Annotated in this window: 1 pseudogene; it reads left to right on the forward strand. The window is 63.7% G+C overall.

Going from position 1 to position 226, the window contains the following annotated elements:
• Positions 1-45 precede the first annotated feature (45 nt).
• A pseudogene (locus AB3X98_RS42245) lies at positions 46-226 on the forward strand (transposase); the annotation flags it as partial.

Consider the following 226-nt stretch of genomic DNA (forward strand, 5'->3'; position numbering starts at 1 on the left):
TGAGCAAGGCGAGGCCGGCAACCATCGCAACTGGGCCAGGCGCTAGACTTCACCAACAAGCGCACGCGTCGCAAGGGCGTCGTCGACGAGGTGGCGTGGCGCAAGAACCGCAACAAGTCGAAGATCCGTGCCCGGGTCGAGCATGTGTTCGCGGTCGTGAAGCTGCTGTGGGGCTTCACGAAGGTTCGTTATCGCGGGCTGGCGAAGAACGCCAATCGCGCCTTCG

This window comes from Paraburkholderia sp. BR14312, assembly GCF_040948675.1.
Classification (GTDB): Bacteria; Pseudomonadota; Gammaproteobacteria; order Burkholderiales; family Burkholderiaceae; genus Paraburkholderia; species Paraburkholderia nodosa_A.